General features: G+C 60.2%; 13 protein-coding genes and 4 pseudogenes. 9 read left to right on the top strand and 8 right to left on the bottom strand.

Going from position 1 to position 20,632, the window contains the following annotated elements; all coding sequences use genetic code 11:
* Window positions 1-782: glycosyltransferase family 2 protein (locus MA07_RS27675; protein ID WP_152568701.1), on the top strand; the 782-nt coding region annotated here is incomplete at its 5' end.
* A gap of 120 nt (window positions 783-902) precedes the next feature.
* Here the strand turns inward: MA07_RS27675 and MA07_RS09290 are convergent.
* On the bottom strand, window positions 903-2,951 hold the full coding sequence (locus MA07_RS09290) for an EAL domain-containing protein (RefSeq protein WP_160195412.1): 2,049 nt from the start codon (window positions 2,949-2,951) through the stop codon (window positions 903-905).
* A 1,089-nt stretch (window positions 2,952-4,040) separates the two neighbouring features.
* Between MA07_RS09290 and MA07_RS09295 the strand changes: the two genes are divergently transcribed.
* The 4 genes from MA07_RS09295 to MA07_RS09315 all read left to right on the top strand — a co-directional run bounded on the left by MA07_RS09295 (window position 4,041) and on the right by MA07_RS09315 (window position 6,521).
* Window positions 4,041-4,673: a hypothetical protein gene (locus tag MA07_RS09295; RefSeq protein ID WP_036349786.1), complete on the top strand. Its 633-nt coding sequence runs from the start codon at window positions 4,041-4,043 to the stop codon at window positions 4,671-4,673.
* Window positions 4,674-5,477: 804 nt separating this feature from the next.
* Window positions 5,478-5,828, top strand: coding sequence for a hypothetical protein (locus MA07_RS09305; protein ID WP_036349790.1), 351 nt, complete (start codon window positions 5,478-5,480; stop codon window positions 5,826-5,828).
* Window positions 5,825-6,211, top strand: a complete 387-nt coding sequence (locus MA07_RS09310; protein ID WP_152568797.1) for a hypothetical protein — start codon at window positions 5,825-5,827, stop codon at window positions 6,209-6,211. The genes MA07_RS09305 and MA07_RS09310 overlap by 4 nt, the downstream gene beginning before the upstream one ends.
* A 31-nt stretch (window positions 6,212-6,242) precedes the next feature.
* Window positions 6,243-6,521, top strand: coding sequence for a hypothetical protein (locus tag MA07_RS09315; protein WP_052002993.1), 279 nt, complete (start codon window positions 6,243-6,245; stop codon window positions 6,519-6,521).
* A 149-nt stretch (window positions 6,522-6,670) separates the two neighbouring features.
* On the opposite strand, the pseudogene MA07_RS09320 reads toward MA07_RS09315, so the two are convergent.
* Window positions 6,671-7,916: pseudogene (locus MA07_RS09320) on the bottom strand (IS3 family transposase).
* A gap of 64 nt (window positions 7,917-7,980) precedes the next feature.
* Between MA07_RS09320 and MA07_RS09330 the strand changes: the two are divergent.
* Together MA07_RS09330 and MA07_RS09335 are read left to right on the top strand one after the other, a co-directional pair.
* A pseudogene (locus tag MA07_RS09330) lies at window positions 7,981-8,544 on the top strand (TCP-1/cpn60 chaperonin family protein); the annotation flags it as partial.
* Window positions 8,545-8,718: 174 nt separating this feature from the next.
* Entirely contained in the window at window positions 8,719-9,426 is a 708-nt protein-coding gene (locus tag MA07_RS09335) for a hypothetical protein (protein ID WP_036349796.1), read from the top strand.
* Between the two features lie 387 nt (window positions 9,427-9,813).
* Here MA07_RS09335 and MA07_RS28780 read toward each other — a convergent pair.
* Window positions 9,814-12,003: pseudogene (locus tag MA07_RS28780) on the bottom strand (DNA translocase FtsK); the annotation flags it as partial.
* A 1,018-nt stretch (window positions 12,004-13,021) separates the two neighbouring features.
* Window positions 13,022-13,994: pseudogene (locus tag MA07_RS29580) on the bottom strand (IS3 family transposase); the annotation flags it as partial.
* Between the two features lie 351 nt (window positions 13,995-14,345).
* Between MA07_RS29580 and MA07_RS09355 the strand changes: the two are divergent.
* Window positions 14,346-14,792 carry a DUF3429 domain-containing protein gene (locus MA07_RS09355; RefSeq protein WP_052002994.1) on the top strand — a complete coding sequence of 149 codons (447 nt, stop codon included), beginning with the start codon at window positions 14,346-14,348 and terminating at the stop codon, window positions 14,790-14,792.
* On the opposite strand, the gene egtD is transcribed toward MA07_RS09355, so the two are convergent.
* The 4 genes from egtD to MA07_RS09375 form a co-directional block, all read right to left on the bottom strand.
* Complete coding sequence (egtD, locus tag MA07_RS09360; RefSeq protein ID WP_052003006.1) at window positions 14,745-15,719, bottom strand: L-histidine N(alpha)-methyltransferase; 975 nt, start codon at window positions 15,717-15,719, stop codon at window positions 14,745-14,747. The two genes, MA07_RS09355 and egtD, sit on opposite strands and share 48 nt — an antisense overlap.
* Before the next feature lie 143 nt (window positions 15,720-15,862).
* Window positions 15,863-16,681, bottom strand: a complete 819-nt coding sequence (locus tag MA07_RS09365; protein ID WP_036349798.1) for an alpha/beta hydrolase — start codon at window positions 16,679-16,681, stop codon at window positions 15,863-15,865.
* 593 nt (window positions 16,682-17,274) lie between these two features.
* Window positions 17,275-17,598: a hypothetical protein gene (locus MA07_RS09370; RefSeq protein WP_036349801.1), complete on the bottom strand. Its 324-nt coding sequence runs from the start codon at window positions 17,596-17,598 to the stop codon at window positions 17,275-17,277.
* A 65-nt stretch (window positions 17,599-17,663) separates the two neighbouring features.
* Window positions 17,664-18,095, bottom strand: coding sequence for a response regulator (locus MA07_RS09375; RefSeq protein ID WP_036349804.1), 432 nt, complete (start codon window positions 18,093-18,095; stop codon window positions 17,664-17,666).
* Window positions 18,096-18,988: 893 nt separating this feature from the next.
* On the opposite strand from MA07_RS09375, the gene MA07_RS09380 reads away from it, so the two are divergent.
* Window positions 18,989-20,578 carry an ABC transporter substrate-binding protein gene (locus MA07_RS09380; RefSeq protein WP_036349807.1) on the top strand — a complete coding sequence of 530 codons (1,590 nt, stop codon included), beginning with the start codon at window positions 18,989-18,991 and terminating at the stop codon, window positions 20,576-20,578.
* The last annotated feature ends 54 nt before the right edge of the window (window positions 20,579-20,632 follow it).

Raw genomic sequence — 20,632 nt, forward strand, 5'->3', positions numbered from 1 at the left:
GGCAGGACAATGCGGGCCCAGCAGTCGCCCGCAACACCGGGATCGCCCGGAGCCGGGGGGGCTATCTGGTCTTCCTTGATGCGGACGATATCCTGCTCCCCTGTGCTCTTACGGCCGGGCTTGAAGCCCTGGGGAGGCGTCCTGATGCCGGGTTTGCGGTAGGTCCTCGCGAGGAGATGACGTTTGAGGGTGAGCCGGTACCATGGCCTGTATCTCCACCCCCGCCACAGGCTGATATCTATCTGCCTCTGCTCCGTTTCGACTGGTACATCATCCCACCCTCGTCGGTGATGTTCCGGCGCGAGGCGGTGGAGGCGGTTGCCGGCTTTCAGGATCCATGGGGCGCTGACGACCTCGACTTCTATCTGCGGGTGGCTCACCGGTTCACAGCCTGCTGCTACCAGGCGCCCGCGGTCACCCGCTACCGCCGCTACAGCACGAGTTCCTCACGGGACGGCGAGCGGATGCTGCACAGCATCCGCGCCGTCTATGCGCGCCAATGGCCGCAGGTTGAGGGCAACCCCAACGCTGAAGCGGCCTACCATCATGGCCTGAGGCAGCTCACCGACATCTTCCTCGACTGCATGGTGGAGAACATTGAGGACCGGCTGCGCGCTGGCGATCACTCAGGAGCTCTCCGCAGTGCGCGGCTCCTCAAGATGGAGAGCTCCGAGCGCTGGCAGGCACTACTGGATACAAGTCCTACCGCGAGTGTGCTGGCGCAAGAGCTTGCCGCAATGGTTGAGGGCAGTGACAAAGCATCCATGGTCGGTGGTCTGTAATGCGCCGCAATTCACTCAGGATGGTTGCCTGAGGCTCAAACCGCGACCACGCTCCAGCCCCAACGAAGGTCCGGAGTTCCTGCCTAAAGCTGACGTTCGATTTACTTCTGCGAAGTGCAATCAGGCGACCTTCGGTTGAATAGCGAGTGCGGTGCTTAGCACCTCGGCAGCAGGCAAGGGTCGTGCCCAAAGGAACCCTTGAAACTGCTCGAATCCGACTGCCCGCAGGAGTTCCGCCTCCTGTCTGGTTTCTACGCCTTCGACGATGACGCTCTTGCCCATGTCGCGGAACATTCCGGCAATGGACGCCATCAAAGCCCTGCACTCGGACGAGGAGTGGATGTCCCGAACGAGCGCCCGGTCGATTTTCACCACCGCGATGGCAGGCTTGCACAGGTGGTGCATCGAAACCGACCCAACTCCGAAATCATCCACTGCAACGCGAATGCCTGCGGCGTGAAACCCTTCGATCGTAGCGACAACTGCAGGATTGTTCAGGGAGGTCTCTTCAGGGATTTCAAGCACCAGGGAGGACGGGTGAACGCCGTGAGCCGCAAGGAGGCTCTTCAACTCATTAAGCGCATCAGCTTTGAGCAGAAACTCCTCGGCTACGTTCACGTGCACGTTTCCGATATTGAAACCAGCCCTCCGCCAAGTCGACACCTGACGGATTGCCTCGCCCAAGACAAAAGTCGTAAGCGCATCCATCTGACCAATGCGGCGGAGATCCTCGAGGAATGCATCAGGCGTCAAGATCCCGCGCCGCGGATGGTGCCAGCGGATCAGGGCCTCGGCTGCGCTGATCCGGCCGCTGTCCGCCTCGTGGATCGTTTGATAATACACCTCGAACTGGCCGGAAGGCAGAGCGCTCTTGATCTCGTTGTCGATGAGCCTAGCGCGCTCGGATTCGGCTCGCATTTGCTCGGAAAATTTCGAGATCCTGCCACGACCGGAGCGCTTGGCGTTATACATGGCGAGATCAGCTGCCGAGAGGAGTGCGGCCACGTTGCTGCCAGCAATGGGGAACATCGCATAGCCGATGCTGGCATCCGGGATGATTTCTCTTCCCTCGAAGTAAACAGGCTCAGAGATGCTGGACAGCAGCTGCATGGCTATCGTTTCGGCCTCGGATTCCTTCTGCAGGTTCGGAAGGATCACGATGAACTCGTCACCGCCAAGCCGGCCGCCGATGTTCGTGCTGCTGAGAATGCTCTGAATGCGCTTGGCCACTGCGGTCAGCACAGCGTCACCGGCTGCATGCCCCAAAGTGTCGTTGACTGCCTTGAAACCATCGAGATCCAGCAGGATGAGCCCCATCTGCCGGTTCGTGTTGACGGCGTCCTTGACGGCAACAGACAGAACCCGGTCGATCTGCCCGCGGTTCAGCAAGCCGGTCAGTGCGTCATGCGCTGCAAGGTACTCCAACTCACTGGTGACAAGATCCGCTCTGCGGGTCTCGGTTTCCGCTCGCTTCAGCAGCGGCCTGAAGATGATGGCGGCCTCGATCAGCAGGATCACCAACATGCTGACCCCGAGAACATTGTGGACAAAGGCTGCATGTTCCTGCTCCGCATGCGCATTCTCGCGGAGTTTCTTGATCAGAGCATCAACAGCCTTCATCGCCGGAGCCCCATGAGCGCCATGCGCTAGGTGCCGCGCGCCTCCACCGCCGTGGCTTTGGTGGTTCATGGACTCCGTGTGGGTCGCCGCACTTCCCGAGTGGGAGGAAGGAGCATGCTGTGTCTCCTGATGCTCAGCGACGGCAGCCTTCGCCCTTTCGACCAGCATGTGGACTTGCCGCGCGAGGCCATCGTGTGGATCGTCCATGATGGATCGGACTTCGGTTTGGGGTTCCGACCTGTTGAACGTATCGAGCAGCTTGGCGAGCCCTGCCTGCAGCCCTTCGGCCTCGAAGCGGGCTTCCTTGCGTGCTTCCGCCTGATCACCCATCGAAATGCGGTCGAGAGCCAGCATGGTCTTGTGAACGGACGAACGCAATTCGGATGCTTGAGCGACTACGTCCTCGCTGGCTTCCATCCGGGCGATGAGGGACTGGACCACCATGAAGCTCAGCGCGGTCAAGACGCCGAGGATCAGAAGAGCGACCACATAGCGCCCCAGAACGGAGCGGGTTGTGGCCGACACACGGAACAGGTGGGAGATAGACACCGCTCTCATCATCTTGCGCTTCGGCAGCCATTCGAGCCGCTCAAGAAATAAACCCGTGCATGGTTCGAACACAGTAGACGCCCGACGAGACCGCTCTCTTCGGGGAGCGAAATGCTGCGGCAGAGGCATGGGAGTTCTATTGTCATTTCTGAACCCTCCACCGGCTTGTGCGGCACACCCGGTTGTTCCAAGCAGATGCTCTATGCTTTGTCTGATAAGGAAAATGCCGGACTTCGACCGGCGCAGCGGAGCGGCATCATGCCATTGAATGGTCGCGCATGGCCGGCACCACTCAATCCGCTACATGAAACATCTTAGCCCGCTAAGCTTTGCTGATTTCTGCTGCAGGTCAAGGGAGACGTGCTTGCTATTTAGGCATCGCGCATAACGTGCTTAACAGATGCCTAAGAGATCGCCCCATAATGATTCTGCCACAGCACGCTGACGAGCAAGTGCTTACCTGCCTGCCGGGATCGGGAATTTCTCATCAAACGCCGGCCCCTAGACTTGTCTTGCCTCGGCGAGGCTCACGCCGTCGGATGTCGGTCACCCTGCCCGCTCCAGCGCACTGAGGCTGGCGGCCGAGTCGGCCACAAACGATCGGCGCTCGAGCAAAGCTCCTCGTCCATCTCGCGGCACCGGCATTCTTCAAGACCAAGATTATGCATTGGCCGCTTCCCTCGAGCTGGCATCCGACTAGACCATGCTCCGGAAACCACCCACTGAACGTCTTGGTTAGGCTGGAGATTGCCGTCACATGGCTCGATTGGCAAACCTAGGCCTCACTGCACGGACGTGCGGCCGACGGTTCGGATGATCATGGTGGGTTATGGAAGTCACACGCCTCTGTTTTCCCCTTCGCCCCAAATGCCCGTTTCCGCCGGTTCCGGTGCGTACAAGCGATGCTCGGAATGGGCCATAAACATGCCTCAGACCCTATGCATCCTTCAGGAAGTGCGTCCGCCGCAGGATTGCGGGCATCCTCCAAAGGGAGGATGCACCTCCATTCCGTTATGCTAGGATGCCCCTGCGGCGCTTGAGCGCCCAACAACAGCACTTTGGGGGCATCACAGGCGTGGAGCTTGCGCCATGTCCGATCGGCTGTTGGCGTTGACGGAACTCATCTATGATGCGGCAAGCGGTGGAACACCGTGGTCGGCTGTTGGCAAGGGTCTCGAGCGTCTGGTGGACGCGAGAAGCGCCTCCCTCATGGCGGGCGACTTCCAGGCGGGTACCGGCGAGATCCTCTACCATGCCGAGATCCCACCTCAGGCTGTGGTCGCTTACCAGCAGCATTACCGATCGGTCGACCTCTGGACTAATCGCGCAGCCCGAGCCATCGCGAACGCGCCCCCCGGAAAGATCCCGAGAGTATGGACCAGTGGCCATCTCGTTCCCGACGGCGAGTTCCTCCGTAGCGAGTTCTACAATGACTTCGGGCGCCACTATGGACTGCGCTACGTTGTAGGCACGGTCGTTACGTTGGGGGTCGCAGGCGTGATGCCGATCGGCCTTCATCGACCTGACGGAGCGCCTCCGTTCGACGGCCAGGATGCCCGGCTCGTACAAGCCGTTCTGCCGCACCTGAAGCGAGCTCTGCAGATCCGTCATCAGCTCCGTCCCGCCCAAGCGATGGCATCGGCGTCGCAAGCGGCTCTCGACGGGTTGGCGGTAGGAGCTTTGATCGTCGATGCCGAAGGACAGGGCTGCTCGCGAACCTAGCGGCCGAGGCAATGGTTGCCTCCAACAGCGGGATTCAGCTCAACCGGTCGTGCGGCAGCACACGGGGGCGGCGGACGATGGTCGCAGCCTGCCATAGCGACGAGAATTCGAGGCTTCTGAGTCTGATACGGAGTGTGGCATCGGATGGTGGGTCAGGCGGCGCCCTGCGGGTCTGGAGCAGACTGCACACGAGCGCAATTGCGGTGCTTGTTTCGCCTCTGCCCTGCCGTCTCGCTGGCATTCGGAATACTTCAATTGGTCGTGTGCCTCACCGGGCGCTGGTGCTCCTGCGGGACCTGTCGGCTACGAGGGAGCCTCCTGCCGCGGCGCTGCTCCGGGATTTGTTCGGATTGACAATGAATGAGGCCGAGGTAGCTCGCGCGCTGTATGGTGGTGTGACAAAGGAAGCCGTCGCAGCGGCGCGTGGCCTGCGTGTGACGACCATCAAAACCCAGGTTGACGCCATCCTCGCAAAGACAGGGGCTGCAAACTTGAGGGATCTCGAGCGCCTTCTCGGATCCCTCTGATTCCTATGGAAAGAGTTTCGGAAAGATTTGATCACCGTTATCCTCCGAACAGAGGATGGCACGTGAGGCGCTTCGCTTCATGCTGTATGTGAAGACATCCAAGTTGTCGATTTAAGTCATCGTCAGTGCTGCCTGCTGTTGATCGGCGGATTGTTGAGTCTCGTATCATGATTGTGTCGCACTGCGCTCCGATGCGGGGAATGCGGACTTGCGCCCGCTGTCAGGGCAGCCGACCTGCCGTCGTTTTTCCGGGTTTGAACCAAAAGGAGACATCTCAATGAAGTACACCGTCATCGCCTCCGCGTCCGCGACCTGCCTCGGGGCGTCCGGAGCCTGGGCAGGAGAAGCAGAAATCGATAGCGAGGAGGAGTGCAGGTCAATCTCCGACATCGATCTGTCGGGATGTAGGTGCCGGGGCTTGTATTTCGAGAGCAAGTTCGGGTCCGAAGATGGGGCTGCAGCTCTCCACCTGGTTGGGCGGAGCTACGTGCCCGAGCCCCGTGTCACAACCACTTCGCTTTACGAGCGCTTCGGCACCGCAAAGCTGAATCTGGCCGCTCAGAAACTCCTGGAGACGCGAGGTGAGATCGTGTTTTTCTGCCCCTTCAGCGCCAATACTGCGGATTGATCATGTGGTTCACTCCAGCGGATGTGGCATTGGTCGTGTTCACTGCATGCAACACGGTCCGGGTGTTCGCCTATCTTCCGCAGATCGTGAGGATCGGGCGTGACACGCAAGGCGCGGCGGCCATCTCTTACGTGACGTGGGCACTCTTCGGCGCATCTCATCTATCGACCGTCGCTTACGCCGCTCTTGTGGTGGATGACTGGCGCATGGCAGCCGTCTTTGTAGCTAACACGGCGTGCTGCGGCATCATCTTAGGCCTGACGGCATGGAAGCGCATCGCCTTCCGCAAGAAGCAAAAGCAGTTGAATGGCATCATGCCTACAACGGAGCGCCGAGGCCTTGCCGTCGGGCCGCTGAACATGTCTGGTCAGCGACAAAGCTGATCCAGCAGAAGAACATTATGGAGTTGTCACCATGGTATCGAACGAGATCGACATTCTGGGCTATGCCGCGTCGGCCTTGACTCTCGCTACCTTTGCTCAACGAGCAATGCTGCCGATGCGGATCCTGGCGATTGGAGCGAATGTCTGCTTCATTGGATATGGAATGATGGGCCTGTTCATGCCCGTTCTCATCCTTCACCTCGTGCTCCTCCCGATCAATGTAGTTCGGCTCCACGCACTAGTTGCCGTATCCAGATCTGATGAGGATCGGCAGGTTGCGAAACTGACTGACAAAACCGGGATGGCCTGAGTTTCCAGCGGCCTGATATGAAGAGCCGGCAGATGCTGCCCGTGCGGGATGAAAAGCAGGACGCGAGGAGTGCCGAGGCGTTTCCGTAAATGCCGTTTACCTGCCTGTTTATGGCGTTACCGCAACGCGCAGAAGACGCATGAATAGCTTTATCTCCGCCTCAAGCTCGGGGCCAACCTTGCGCGAATGTTCAATCCCCTCAACCTGGCCTGCCCCATGTGGGTGATCCGGGTGTGATGTTGATTCAGGGTCGGCCTGGGCGCCAGCTTGGAAGCCGGTAGCAAGACCTCTGGTGCGGGCGGCCGGTAGCTCAGGGATGAGTGCGGGCGCGCCGTGTTGTAGTGTCGGCGCCAGCTCTCGATGATCACCTCGGCCTCCTGCAGGGTGTAGAAGATCTCTCCCTTCAGCAGTTCATCCCAAAGCTTCGAGTTGAAGCTCTCGCAATAGCCGTTCTCCCATGGGCTGCCCGGCTCGATGTAAGCCGTCCTGGCTCCCACAGCCGTGATCCACTCGCGCACAGCTTTGGCCACGAACTCGCTGCCGTTACCGGAGCGAATGTGACCTGGGATGCCACGCAGGATAAACAGGTCCGACAGCACGTCGATCACATCGACGGCTTTCAATTGCCGGTCCACCTGGATCGCCAGGCATTCCCGCGTGAACTCGTCAATGATGTTGAGCATGCGGAACTTGCGCCCGTCATGGGTGCGGTCCTCGACGAAGGCGTAGCTCCAGACATGGTTGGGATACTCCGGCCGCAGCTGGATGCACGAACCATCGGTGAGCCAGAGCCGACCTTTCTTGGGTTGCTTACTCGGCACTTTCAGCCCCTCCCTCCGCCAGATCCGCTCCACCCGCTTCTTGTTCACGAGCCAGCCTGCCTCCCGCAGCAGAGCCGCGATCCGACGATAGCCGTAACGGCCGTACTGGGTGGCCAGTGCGATGATGTCGGCGGTCAGGGCCGCCTAATCCTCGGGCTGTTTGGGAACCTTGCGCTGGGTGGAACGGTGCTGGCCTAGCACCCGGCAGGCCAGCCGCTCCGAGGCTCCGTACTTGGCGATCACATGCTCCACACAGGCGCGACGGCGGACGGGGCTCAGTAGTCTTGCTGACGCGGCCCTTCGGACCCCGAGGCGGCCTCTTTCAGGATCAACTTCTCCAGGGTGAGGTCCGAGACGGCTCGACGCAGCCGGGCATTCTCCATCTCCAGCTCTTTGAGCCGCTTCACTGGTCAGACTTCCGCCCGCCGTATTCGTTTCACCACCCGTAGTACGTGACCTCCGTCACGCCGATCTGCCGAATGGCTTCCTCCATCGTCCGACCTTGTGCGGTCAGTACGTCAACCTGCCGCAACTTGGAAACAATCCCCTCGGCCGTATGCCTGTTCTTACCCATCTCCTGTCCTCCTTCGGCGCAAAAGCCATACTTCGGGGAGGATCACTTTTCAGGAGGCAGACCAACTTCGGACTACGACCGTGAGAAGCTCCAGGAGCGTCTCGCCAAGCTCGCAGGCGGCGTCGCGGTGATCCGCGTCGGCGGCGCGACCGAGGTCGAGGTCAAGGAGAAGAAGGACCGCGTTGACGACGCCCTGAACGCCACCCGCGCTGCGGTGGAAGAAGGCATTGTCCCCGGCGGCGGCACGGCTCTGCTGCGCGCCAAGGGCGCTGTTGCGAAGCTCAAGACCGACAACCCGGACGTCCAGGCCGGCATCAAGATCGTGCTGCGCGCTCTTGAGGCTCCGATCCGTCAGATCTCCGAGAACGCCGGTGTCGAAGGCTCCATCGTTGTCGGCAAGATCAACGACAACACCTCGTCTGACACCTTCGGCTTCAACGCCCAGACGGAAGAGTTCGTGGATCTGCTCCAGGCCGGTATCGTCGATCCGGCCAAGGTGGTCCGCACCGCTCTGCAGGACGCCGCTTCGGTGGCCGGCCTGCTCGTGACCACCGAGGCCATGGTTGCCGAGGCTCCCAAGCGCGAAAGCGCTCCGGCGATGCCCGGCGGCGGCATGGGCGGCTTCTAAGCTCTGTCTCCAGCGTGATGAACTAAGGGTCCCGGAGCAATCCGGGACTTACTTGTTTAGGGCTCACGACGAGGCATCAATCTTTAGGAAAACATTGCGCTAAGCGTTTGTAAACAGGTTTGAGCAGACCATGTGCCTTGCGTTTCATAGTCATATCATTTCGCAGGTACTCCCATGAAGAATACCCGCCGCTTCCTGGTTTCTCCATGCATTGCTCGCCTCATTGCGAGAGATCGCGGCGTCGACCGTCAGGTAGTCGAGGGTCATCTCTCGTCTCAGTCTGGAAAAGACCAGTTCATCCGGCTTGCAGCAGATCAAGCGCACTTTGTCTTGTCAGGGCACGATCCAGCAGGCGACGTGGTGGAGAAACTCGCCCCGCTTCCTCGTGAACATGCCGAAGCGCTGTTTGGCCTTTGTATCGGGCAGATCTCCTACGACCGCCTCCACCTACCTCTGCAGAGCGGGCTGAACCACCAGATCCAGCTTGACCGCGTCGTGTATCCCAGCAGCTTCGATCTCATCACAGCCGAGTTTGATAACGACCAACAGGCCGAGGCTTTCGAGATCCCCATCTGGTTCGGTCCCGAGGTGACCTCTGAGTTTCTTTATGAGTGGCGCTATATCGCTCTCAATGGCCTACAGACAAACCCAGAGGTTCCGCTCTCGAGCCAGCAGGTCGAGGCGGTGCTTGATATGCTCGACCGATGCCAGCCAACTGCCAGGGCTAACAATGTTTCTGCTGCGGATGACGTCATTGTCGCTCTCAGTCGCTCACTTGAGACATCAGGTCTCCTGAAAGCAACCATGGATACCACCATTCCCCACGGGGTGGAGCCGCTTGCTGAAGCGACTGCTGAACCAATGAAGAGGTCAGCTCAATAGCTTGAGGCTGAGTGGGACCAGTGACCGAGCGCTGCTGTGTCCAGGCAGTGCTCGGTCACCGATTCTGTCGCAAAACGACGAAGTGCACTCAAGCAGCGTAACTGTTAACGTCTAAGGCATGGCCTAGACGATGAGATCAGCCTCCCATTTGAGCTGATGAGTTAAGCACTTCTCACTGGCCTCCCGGTGGAGCATGCCTTCGCCCGATGTGCCCGCGACCGATACCTCAACGTCTGAGAGAATGTTCCCCAAAACGACAGCCCCCAGGAGTACCGGAGCACTCCCGGGAGCACGGTGTGGAGACGAGATGAGACCGGCAGGCTACACCGACTGCTAGAGGCTGAGCCGATGCTCGATCGCGTGTGCCAGTCCGGTCTGCTACCAGACTCAATCCTCGTCCACTCCACCCGTTCCGATCAGGATCTCGCGCTTGCCCGCATGGTTCGCAGGTCCGACGATGCCCTCCTTTTCCATCCGCTCCATGATTGAGGCCGCCCGATTGTAGCCGATCTGCAGCCGCCGCTGAATGTAAGAGGTCGAGGCTTTCTTGTGCCGCAGCACGATTGAGACCGCCTGGTCGAACAGCTCGCCCGATCCTAGCCCCATTTCGCCTTCGTCGAAGACGGGGGTCTCCTCCGCCTCCATCTCCTCGTCCTCCTCGGCGGTGACCGCCTCAACGTAGACGGGCTTGGCCTGTCGCTTGAGGTGAGCAACGACCCGTTCGACCTCCACGTCCGAGACAAACGGCCCGTGAACGCGAGCAATGCGGCCCCCTCCTTGCATATGGAGCATGTCGCCTTGCCCCAGGAGCTGCTCGGCGCCCATCTCGCCAAGAATGGTGCGGCTGTCGATCTTGGACGTGACCTGGAACGAGATCCGGGTCGGGAAGTTCGCCTTGATCGTGCCGGTGATCACGTCCACGCTGGGCCGCTGCGTGGCCAGGATCACGTGAATGCCGGCCGCACGGGCCATCTGGGCCAGGCGCTGGATGGCGCCCTCGATCTCCTTGCCGGCCACCATCATGAGATCCGCCATCTCGTCGACGATCACCACGATGTACGGCAGCGATGTAAGGTCCATGACCTCCTCGGTATACGTCAGCTCTCCCGTGGCCTTGTCGAAGCCGGTCTGGATGGTCCGTGTGATGACCTCCCCCTTGGCCTTGGCCTCCGCGATGCGGGCGTTGAAGCCGTCGATGTTGCGCACGCCCAACTTCGCCATCTTCTTATAGCGGTCCTCCATTTCCCGCACAGCCCAACGCAGGGCGATGATCGCCTTCTTTGGGTCGGTCACGACCGGTGTGAGCAGATGGGGGATGCCGTCATAGACGGACAACTCCAGCATCTTTGGGTCCACCATGATCAGGCGGCATTCTTCCGGCGTGAAGCGGTAGACGAGCGACAGGATCATGGTGTTGATCGCCACCGACTTTCCTGAACCCGTGGTGCCGGCGACCAGCAGGTGCGGCATGCGGGCGAGATCCGCGATGACGGCTTCGCCCCCGATCGTCTTGCCGAGGCAGAGGGGAAGCTTGTGTTTCGAGACCTCGAAATCGGCTGATGAAAGCAATTCGCGCAGGTACACCGTCTCCCGTGCCTCATTCGGCAGTTCAATGCCAATGGCGTTGCGACCTGGGATGACCGCCACGCGCGCGGAGACGGCACTCATCGAGCGCGCGATATCCTCTGAGAGCGCAATGACGCGAGATGACTTGATGCCGGGTGCAGGCTCGAATTCGTACAGCGTGACCACCGGGCCTGGATGAACATGGATGACCTCGCCCTTCACGCCGAAGTCGCGGATGACCTTCTCCAACCGACCCGCCGTCTCCTCCAGGATATCTTCGGTCAGCTCTGGCCCTTCGCGTTCCGGCGGCTCGGCCAGGAATGCGATGTCCGGCTTCTGATACAACCAGTCCTCTGTTGCAGCAGGACGGGAGATCGGGTGCTCCCAAGTCGATAGTGCGATTTTGGGAAGGTCCACGACCGGGCGGGTCTCCTGAAGCGGTTGGATCAGGGCAACCTCTGCCTGAGTTGGTGCTGGCACAGCATCAGGCACGGGCACCTCCTCGATCCGCTCCTGAACCGCTACAGCGGCCTGATCACGTACCGGGTCAGGAACAGAGTCAACCAACGGTTCGGGCTGTGTTTGAAAGGCAAGCTTCTCCAGCTGTGGTTGTCCGCTTACTGCCGGTAGGAGGTCCTCATAAAGAGCGAGGTAGCCGAAATCGACCTCCTCAACAGGATCTGACACACTGGTATCTGGAACCGCATGAGCCGCTTCTCCTTCCACAACAGCGATCCCGGTCTCGACGGCCGTTTCCTGGGGTTGTTCGGATGGCAGCACTGCTTCAATGGAGACGCCATATTCCGTTTCGAGCGCTCCATCCGGATCCGCTTGGCTGTCTGCGATCACCTCAGTTATCTCCAGCATCTGCCCATCGGCAGGAGCAGCCGAGGGAGCTTGCAGATCGCCCGCCGAACGGACGCCAGCCATTTCGTATGAAAGGCCTTGCCATGAGAACGAGACGGCCGCGGACGTTAAGCTGAAGGGAGCCGCGGCCAGCGCCATGCGAGGAGCCGGGGGGTACTCTTGGTGAGGCACCTCATCCGCAGCAGGGGCCTGTTGGGGCAGCGGAAGCCGTGTCGCCGTTTCGATCATCCGGCGCGAAGCACCAGCTGCTTCTCCAAAGACCGCTGCGTCAGTCAACGCGGCTTCTCTGTCGGCGAGGGATGCCAGTCGTTCTGATACCGGATCCTCAAAGGCCAACGCCGATCGTAATTCCGCGATCTGGCTTCTGACGGCCGGCTCGGATGCCCCAACGGTTTCCTCGTCGATTACGGAGCGGATGTGCTCACCCGTCGAGTTGACTGCGGGCGCCGGGTGCCTAGGCTCGTTGGATGGGAGTTCTCCATGGCCGTTGCGGGCTCTAATGACCTTGTCCGGGGTGCGCGTGGCCTTCACGCCCTCGGCAAGAACAAAGGCCTGCCTCCACGGCGGCTCGTCACCATCCTGTGCTGGGCTGCCTTCGGGTTCCCTTCGATCCTGCCGCAACCGCACGACGTTGGTGATTTCACGGGCAACTTCCTCTCCGGGAAGGGCGGGCGGAGCGAAGGGTGGTTTACGGGTCGAATGCATGATCTCTTACGCAACTGGTTGGTTATGGGCCAAGCTGATTCCGGCAGTGTCGTGACTCTGAGAGCAAACCGTAAACAGAGGGTTAGACTGAGACATGATCCACTTACGGCGCCCCCCGCCCGGCCTACGAATGACACGAAAGCCGCGGAGGCCATGCCCCATCGGCACTGCTGGCCTCGATGTCTATGCCAACGAGCCACATGTTCCAGAAGATCTGCTCGCCTGAGATAACGTCTTTCTTTCACCGCACGTTGGTACAGCATCAGCTTACACGCGACCTGCGATAGCGAACTTACTGGCTGAGAACCTTATCTACTGGTTCATCAGAGACGATACTGTCATATGTGGACGCTCCCTTTTGGCAAGGGATTTGTTGACTTGTCTGCAAGGTGGTCGGGTGCAGTCATATGCACGGCCTGTTGATGCGGCACATCTGACAACTGGCCCTTCTCTATTTCTCGACAACCGCATTGCCAAAGCAATTGCCTTTCCCTGACATCGAGATCCGGATGCCGTGCTTCTTCAACTCGGCCTGATACCCGATCGAACAGTATTGACTGCCGCGATCCGCGTAATGGATCAACCCCTTGGCCGGCTGCCGGATCGCCAGAGCCTTGCGCAGCGCCTCAAGCGCCAGTTCCTTGTGAAGCCGGTCACTCACCACCCAGCCAACCACCCGCCGGGCGAAGAGCCCCAGGATCACGGCCAGATACAGCCAGCCTTCACCCGTCCACACGTACGAGATATCGGCGTTCCATTTCTGGTTCGGGCGTGTGGCTGAGAAGTCCTGCTCGAGCAGGTTGGGCGCAGTTGGAAAGGCCTGACGGCTGTCAGTGGTGCGCTTGAAGCGGCGCTTCCACCGGGCCTTGAGCCCATTCTCCCGCATCATCCGGGCGGTCCGACGGCGACCGACTTGCAGCCCCTCATCCTGCAACTCGCGGGTCATGCGCGGACTGCCATAAGGCTCGGTAGAGAGAGCGAAGGCCGAGCGGATGTGGACCAACAGAACCAGATCCTCCCGCTGGCGCGGGCCGGCTGGACGAGATCACCAGGCGAAGTAGCCGCTCTGGCTGACACCCAGGACCTGGCACAGACGGGTGACGGGGAAGCTCTCTTTCGCCGCATCTATGAGTTGGAACCTCATCGACTTCCCTCCTTGGCAAAAAAGCGGTGGCTCGTTTGAGGATTTCCCGTTCCTGGCGCAGGATTTCGTTCTCACGCCGCAGCCGCTTCAGCTCGGCTACCATGTCCTCCTGCCGATCTGCCGGTAGATTGTCGATCTGGCGCTCGCGGCGGCGGTCGATCCAGTTGCGTAGGGTCGACAAGCCGACGCCGAGATCCTCAGCAATCGCCCGTCGGCTGCGGCCGCTGGTCAGGGCGAGCCGAACAGCCTCATCCCGAAACTCTTTCGTAAAGCGTGTCTGGGGCATGGAGATCCTCCTGCTTCATACAAGAAGTGCTCTCCATTTTTCCGAAACAAAACCAGCTGCCAGATTGGCCTTGGCTTGCATCCTTCTGGCGGTTGAACACCTTCTAGCAGCGCTCAACATGGCTGTCAGGGCGCTACTGGACCTCCCGCATATCGTCGCAAGGGCCTCCTACGTCGTGCTTGCAGTAGGGACACATCATCGGTGTAGCCTCCTTGTCAGCCGGAATGAGAAGCAACGTGCAAGGACAGGAGGAGTTTCGGCTTGGGTGCGCTCCCGATAAGCGCAGCCCAGCAGGAGCGATTGACACAGAAGATAGCCGCCACATCTCAATCTCCCTATGAAGGAGCCGCCATGATGACGACCGACGTGATCCCGCGACCCGCTCTGCTCCTGGGATGGGCCGGGGTTATTCCCTTTGCTCTGTTGACTGCAGCATCTGCTCTCGACATCCACCCCTGGTCCTTGGATATGACCATGGCCTTGCGGGCCTATGGCGCCTGCATCCTGTCGTTCATGGGCGGCGTTCAATGGGGCATCCTGCTGCCGCGCGACGCAGGGCGCGCGCCATTCTCGCGTTACCTCATCTCCGTTGGTCCTGCCCTGGTCGCAGTCCTATGCCTGCTCATTTCGAATGGAGCAGGTCTGACAGGACTGATCGCCGGCTTCCTTGCACTCTTAGCCTACGATATCGCGACCGTGCGCCAGGGTCTTGCGCCTCGATGGTATACGTCGCTGCGGGTTCAGCTGACGCTAGCCGTCGTCGCTCTGCTGGGCATCACTCTCCTGGCCCGATTGTAGCAAGTGAAGGCAGAACCGATTTTGCTCATCGCACCAGCACTTCACAGGTTGCCAAACCGCTTGGCTTGCTAAGTTCTGGAAGGTGCTAGGATCATACTTGTACGAGGTGTCCGTGTGGATGCTCTCCCCGGACTCAAACGTGATTGGGACCTCACCAACCAGATACGTCAGTGGTTTGGTGGCAACCAGATGAGCCTCAACACGGAACGGGTTATGCTGCACGCGGGCCTCGTGGCGGAAGTCACCGGGATCGAATGCAGTGCCGAGAAGGCGATTGAGGTGAACCAACAGGTTCTTGTGCAGCTCAGCCATAAGACCATCAGCCTGGCTGTAGGCGCGCAACAGGCTCTGTTCGTCAGGATTGGGATCAACTCCAACCAGAAACCAACTCGGCCCAAGTGTCTCGCGTGCCCGCGTCAGAAATGCGATTGAGCCTGCAGGATCGAAGTTTCCGATTGTCGAGCCTGGGAAGAATCCAAGGATCGGACCGGCCCCGCGCTGTATTGGAAGACCGATCTGCTTCGTGTAATCTGCGCAAACCGGATAAACCTCGATTTCCGGATAGTCCGCTGCAATCCGCAGAGTAGCGGCTTCAAGATACTCACGTGAGATATCGATAGCGACGTACCGCTTCGGCGCAGTGAGCGCATCGAGCAGGATGCGAACCTTGTGGCTTGCTCCGCTGCCAAATTCGACGATCGTGGCGCCAGACCCAATCAGGCAGCCAATCTCATCTACCGTCGAGCGTAGGAGAGCACCTTCGCAGCGGGTGAGGTAGTAATCCTGCGTGTTGCAGATGCGATCAAACAGGGATGAACCCGTCTCATCCCACAGGTACTTGCCCGGAAGCGTCTTCTGGGCACGAGACAGGCCGCTCAGCACATCCCGCAGCACCTCACTACGTTCGATCAATCTGGCCTCCTGCATGAGCCGGTCCATGCCGATCCAGGTGAGGAACGTCTGGTTGGCTCTGATGATGGTGCCGTCCGGCAGGGTTGACAGATAGCCGCAGGGAGCACTCTCGTAGAGTTCCTCAACCGTCTCGATGAGCGACCCCTGGTCCATCTTCACTATGCGACGGCCTTGGTCGGGAAATCTCTCAGAAAGGCTTCCATGGCCGCGATCGTCTCCTCGGGGGCGCTCAGGTTCGGACAGTGCCCTGTTGCCTTTATCAGCACGAACTCGCTGCCTGACAGGTTCCGGTGCATGTAGCGCCCAGCCCTCTCTGGAGCAATGGCATCCTGCGAGCACTGGAGAATGAGAGCCTTGGTCTTCACTTTGGGAAGATCGGCCACATTGCCCGCCAGGAACGTCACGCGCACAAAGTGCTTGGCGATCTCCGGGTTGGTGCGGCAGAAGCTGTTGGTCAACTCCTCGCCAAGTTCCAGGCGATCCGGGTTGGCCATAATCACCGGGGCCATGGTGCTCGACCAGCCGAGATGGTTGCTATCGAGGAAGTCGAGCAGCCCCTCAATGTCCTCCTGCTTGAACCCACCGACATAATCGCCGTCGTTGATGTAGCGTCGCGAGGGGCCGATCAGGACGAGCCGATCGAACCGCTCCGGCTCCTTGATGGCGGCGAGAACCCCAATCATGGCGCTGACCGAGTGGCCGACGAAGATGACATCCTTCAGGTCCAGCTCCCGGCAGATCGCCAGCACGTCTTCAGCGTAGCCATTGAGAGAGCTGTATTTCACCGGATCGAAGGCGCCGGCATCCGACTGCCCGTGCCCGACATGATCGAAGAGGACGATCCTGTAGCGCTCCTCGAACGCGGACGTGATGAGCCGCCACATGTTCTGATCGCAACCATAGCCATGGGCGAAGATCATGGGCTGTTCGCCGCGCCCGAAAACCTTGACATTGTTACGCTTGAGAACAGCAGACATGGGGGCTCCATGCGATCCAAGAACCGATAGGTACCACACTCGCCCAGGCGGCGCGTACGAGCTTTGCAGTTCAGGTGCCGTATGTAGACGGATTGACTCGGCGTTCAACAGTGACACGGGCCCACGGGTGTGCCGCAACGTAGTGCGCTCCTGGGGGCATCCGGGAACATGAGGCGAAGGGGACCGCAGGACGCTCGAGCCTGGGTCTCGCGCCGAACGCCTTTTTTGATCTCTTGCAGATTCTCCTCGTCACCGCCGCCTGGTGAGCGAGGCGGTGCTCGCGCGGGAGGCAGGGATTTTGCCCCTCAAGCTCTATCGGGACATGGCTTCGCTCTAGGCCATGGGCGCAGATCGAGGGCGAGCCGGGGCTCTGCCATGTGCTCACGGCCGGCTTCCTGCTCCCTCCTCTGAGTTCTCTGCCCAGGAGATCGAGGCGCTGGCGCTTGACCTGAGATGGATCGGGCGGCGCACGGATGAAGAGAAGGGAGAGTCGGCCCGCAGGGAGTGAGACTTTATAGAGATCCCTTAGGTCCCTCCACATCCCTGAGCCCGCCCTCTTCTGGAGCGGAGCCGTATAGCCGAGCAAGCGCGCTTTACTGTTCTGTGAAGAAGGTGAGCACCACCTTGCCCTTGTCGCTGATAAGGCAAATGAAACGGTTCGGCTTGTCGCTCTTCTCGCGCTGGAGATAGGCCTCTCCCATGACAACCATTCGGATCGGCGTATCCTCCACTTTGGTGTCTGCCTTGGAGATGGCCAGCGACTGGATGTCGAAGGTAAGATGCTCCAATGAGGGCGACCGCTCCTTAAGAGCCGCTAACCCTGACAGGCGGCACGCTTCGACCTCAGCCGGCACTTGAGCTAGAGCCGAAGACGCTAGAAGAAGGGTGCTCCCGAGAACGGCAAGTGGAATGCGCATAGGTATCTCCTGTTGCGATGAGGGTCTGGTGATAGATCCTGCCGCGGCAGATCGGATGCAGACTGCTAGCGAGACGATATTGCCTCCACGACGCGACTAACTTCGTCGATCACGTGCGGCAGGCGGTAAGGCTTGGCGAGAAACGCTGCTCCCTGTGGAAGACGATCAGCGTGGCACCTGCGCGAGCGGCCTGACGTCAGGACTACGGCAAGTCCTGGCTGTGCCTCAAGAGCCTGGTGAGCCAGCTCGCATCCGTCGCGCCCTCCCAAATCGATGTCTGTGAACAGTACATCGATGGCCTCCTGAGCGAGGATGATGTTGGCCTCCTCGGCACTGGCGGCGGACAGGACTGTGAAACCCGCCTCCACGAGCGCCTCGGCTGCCATAGCCCCGACAAGCAGGTCATCCTCGACGACGAGAACACGGGTGCGGCTTGCCTCTGCGAGCCGGCACTCAGGCTGTGGGACACGGCTCCAGAGCGAAGAGATCGGCATCATGCTGGTGGCCCTTCTCGTGCGATTTCGCTGAGCTAACCCGGAAGCGGAAGGGGCGTTCATATGCGCAGTCGCCTTCTGATCAACATGGTGAGGGATCTGTTAACAGCTCCCGTAGTCAGGCAGACTGTCGGCCCTCTGCCGCAGTCCTGGAGGCTAGCCACCTTTTGTTCCTCCCAGACGTCACGGGTCCGCGGCGACGATCCCCTTTACCTCAGGGTCGTCCGGTATTCCTGTTTTAAGCGAACATCCCGTCGACTTCGTCTCAGTGCCACAACCGGTCATTCTCGTCGCTGGAACCAAGATATGGTGCTTTGTGATTTTGGCACCGACCGTCGTCGGCGTCACCGCTGCTCAAGCTGCCCGAATGGCGGCTCCGATGAAGACCGCCAAGCGATCCATGTAGGCTCGGTCGGCCCGTCCATCCGTGACGATCATCCGCCAGTAGATCAACCGTCCAAGGCATCATTGACCAACTCGAGATCGATACTGGTATGGATAGTGCCAATCTAAGATCTTCAGGGTGTGAAAACTGTTGCGTGCTCTATTCTGTTCTCGATCCTACTCATTACTCCCGCGTGCAAGCGCTTTTCGATGCTTTGAATTGCTGGCGGCTCTGCGCGGCGGATACTAATACCCACCCCTTGCCGCTACCAGCGGGCGTTTCTCCGTTTTGACACTTTGGGAAGCGGGGTTGAGCCCATTCTCGGTCCTGACCCTGCTACCGGCGCTTGCGGATACTTGGAGGCAGATCCTGCTGCTACCGGGCTCAGGGCTCCCCTCTCCTGCTGGACGCTCCTCGGGATTCCTGCCACGCTGAAGTTTCCGGCTCCGGGCCGGATCAAAAGAGAGCGCCGCCGTCGCCTCAGGCGGAGCCGCCAGTGGAGAACAGCCTCATGATTCAAAACAGCGTCCTCATCCCCGCCTCGATCATCCTTACAGTCCTATCTACGCCCGCCTTCGCCGCTTCGCTGCGCTACGCCAACCAAGGCGATCTGAAATCCCTGGACCCCTATACGCTCAACGAGACCACCACCAACGCCCACCTCGGGCATGTGTATGAGGGTTTGACGCGGCGCGGGAAGGACCTCGCGGTTCAGCCGAGTCTCGCCGAGCGCTGGGAGATCAGCGACGACGGCCTGACCTGGCGCTTCTTCCTGCGCAAGGGTGTCAAGTTCCACAATGGCAACGACTTCACTGCGGACGACGTGATCTTCTCGGCCACCCGGGTGCGGGCGCAGGGCTCAAACTTTACGACACGCGTGCCGACTACTGCCGAGCTTGTGAAGGTCGACGACCACACGGTTGACGTGAAGCTCAAGACTCCGAACCCGATCCTGAACTCCCAGTGGGACACCTGGTACATCATGGATAAGGAATGGGCGGAGGCGAACAACGCCACCGCTCCGACGCCGGCGGCTGCCACCACGCCGAGCTTTGCGGCGCTGAACGCCAACGGCACGGGTCCGTTCAGGATTGAAAGCCATCAGGCTGGCGTGAAGACGGTCTTCAAGCCGAATCCGGCCTGGTGGGACAAGCCGGAGCACAACCTCGATGAGATCGTCTTTACGCCCATCGCAAGTGACGCCACTCGCGTCGCAGCGCTCCTGTCGGGCGAGGTTGATGTCATCGAACCGGTCCCAGTGCAGGATATCGCGCGCGTCAATTCTTCTCCGAATGCCCAGGTGCTCACAGGGCCCGAACTCCGGACGATTTTTCTCAACATGGACTCGGCCCGCGACGAGCTTCTGTTCTCGAACGTGAAAGGCAAGAATCCGTTCAAGGATGTGCGGGTTCGGGAGGCCTTCTTCAAGGCAATCGACATCAATCTGATCCGCGACCGCGTCATGCGGGGACTGTCGACCCCTTCGGCACTGATGATTGCCCCGGAGCTCTTCGTCCATTCGAAGGACTTTGAGCGTCCTAAATACGACCTTGAGGGTGCCAAGAAGCTGCTGGCCGATGCCGGCTACCCGAACGGCTTCGAGGTCGGCATGGACTGCCCTAACGACCGCTACGTCAATGACGAAGCGATCTGTCAGGCCGTCGTCGGCATGCTGGCCCGGGCCGGCGTGAAGGTGAATCTGACGGCCCAGCCGAAGGCCCTCTACTTTGGCAAGGCCGGCAAGTCGGGAGGCTACACCACCTCGGTTTCGCTGCTCGGCTGGACCCCCGGCACCTTCGACAGCCACAATGTTCTCTATGACGTCATGGGCTGCCGCGACGTTCCCGGATCCAGCCGGGGCGAAACCAATTACGGCGGCTACTGCAACAAGGATCTTGATGCAGTGACCGACCAGATCCTGGTCGAAACCGATCCGGAGAAGCGCAATCAACTGATCAAGAAGGCGTTTGAAATCGCCACTAAAGACTACGGCCATATCCCGTTGCACCAGCAGGCCCTCGCCTGGGGCGTGTCGAAGAAGGTCAAGCTCGTCCAGCGAGCTGACAACCAGCTCCTGTTCTACTGGGCCAGGAAGGACTAGGGATCAGCGGATCGTCGCCTCTGTTAGCGCGGCGGGTCGGCACATGCTAGTGCC

Origin of the sequence: Microvirga sp. BSC39 (assembly GCF_000739015.1) — a bacterium.
In the GTDB taxonomy this organism is placed as follows: domain Bacteria; phylum Pseudomonadota; class Alphaproteobacteria; order Rhizobiales; family Beijerinckiaceae; genus Microvirga.